The sequence below is a fragment of the Neisseria sp. P0021.S005 genome (genome assembly GCF_051956955.1).
Window position 1 is genome coordinate 1 of record NZ_JBQCWY010000698.1, and the last position, 1,580, is coordinate 1,580.

The 1,580-nt window shown below is 50.3% G+C and carries 1 protein-coding gene; it reads right to left on the bottom strand.

Annotation, left to right across the window (positions count from 1 at the left end; genetic code table 11):
* Nucleotides 1–112: 112 nt before the first annotated feature.
* Entirely contained in the window at nt 113–1,561 is a 1,449-nt protein-coding gene (gene gatA, locus ACTHUE_RS18455; RefSeq protein ID WP_070459841.1) for an Asp-tRNA(Asn)/Glu-tRNA(Gln) amidotransferase subunit GatA, read from the bottom strand.
* Between the last annotated feature and the right edge of the window lie 19 nt (nt 1,562–1,580).

Below are 1,580 nucleotides of genomic sequence, written 5' to 3' on the forward strand. Positions count from 1 at the left end.
GTCGGTGGCTGTCATGTTTTTAAATATCTACAATATGCAGCACCTCAATACATTCAGGCGCTTTTATATGGTTTATTTTCAGACGGCCTTGAATCATCAAGGCCCTAAAACATTATTCCGGCGCTTTAGTGTGCCAATCGCTGTTCAGCTGAACTTGATGTGCGGCACCCAAAATTTTGGCTTCGGAGAAATAGTTGCCGATAAATTGCACACCAATCGGCAGGCCGTTTGCGCTGAAACCGGCAGGCAGAGTCAGTGCAGGCAAACCGGCAAGGTTCACGGCGATGGTGTAAATATCGGATAAGTACATTTGCACAGGGTCGTGAATGTCGCTGCCGAGTTTTGGCGCGGCAGTCGGCGCAGTCGGCGCCAAAATGAAATCACATTGACCAAAGGCCGTCTGAAAATCATTGGCAACCAGACGGCGCAGTTTTTGCGCTTTCAAATAGTACGCATCGTAGTAACCATGGCTCAATACATAAGTACCGATCATGATACGGCGTTTGACCTCGCTGCCAAAACCTTCGGCACGGGTGTTGCTGTACATTTCTTCCAAATCGCCAAATTGCACCGCACGGTGGCCATAACGTACGCCATCAAAACGGGACAAGTTGGTACTTGCTTCAGCAGAGGCAAGAACGTAATAAGCAGGAATCGACAATGATGTTTGCGGCAGGGAAACTTCAACAGTCTCCGCTCCTTGTACTTTGAGCAAATCAATAACGCTTTGCAAGGCCGTCTGAACATCGGCATCTGCGCCTTCGCCAAAATATTCTTTAGGCAAACCGATTTTCAAACCTTTGAGCGGCTTGTCCAAATCACGGGTGTAGTCTTCTTTGTCGCGCTCCAAACTGGTGGAATCGCGCTCGTCAAAGCTGGCCATAGCGTTCAACAAAATCGCGCAGTCTTCGGCTGTTTGCGCCATAGGGCCGGCTTGGTCGAAGCTGGAAGCATAGGCAACCATACCGAAACGTGAAACCGTACCGTAAGTCGGCTTGATGCCGGTAATACCGCAATGCGATGCAGGCTGACGGATAGAACCGCCGGTATCCGAACCCAACGCAACCGGTGCCAAACGCGCCGCAATCACGGCAGCCGAACCGCCTGACGAACCGCCGGGAACATGTTCAAGATTCCATGGGTTTTTGGTTGCGCCGTAGAACGAAGTCTCATTGGTCGAACCCATGGCAAATTCGTCCATATTGGTACGGCCAAGAGTAACCATGCCGGCATCCAACAGGTTTTGCACCACAGTAGCAGTATAAGGAGAAACGAAGTTATCCAACATTTTGGAGCTGCATGCACTGCGCCAACCTGTTTGGCAGAAAATATCTTTGTAAGCAACCGGCACACCGGTCAAAGCTGTTGCATTACCGGCCGCGATACGCGCATCGGCTGCTTTAGCTTCAGCAAGGGTCTTATCTTGATCGATGGTAACGTAGCCGTTGATGGTAGGGTTTTTCGCAGCAATAGCGGCCAAATATTCGGTCGCCAATTCGACTGCGGAAATTTGTTTGGATTGCAGCAGGCTGCTGGCTTGTTTGAGCGTGTAAGCGGTCATTGTGCCGTACTTTCTATAA

Coding starts and splice junctions, on each gene's coding strand:
- gatA (WP_070459841.1), bottom strand. CDS start 1,561: ATGACCGCTTACACGCTCAAACAAGCCAGCAGCCTGCTGCAATCCAAA.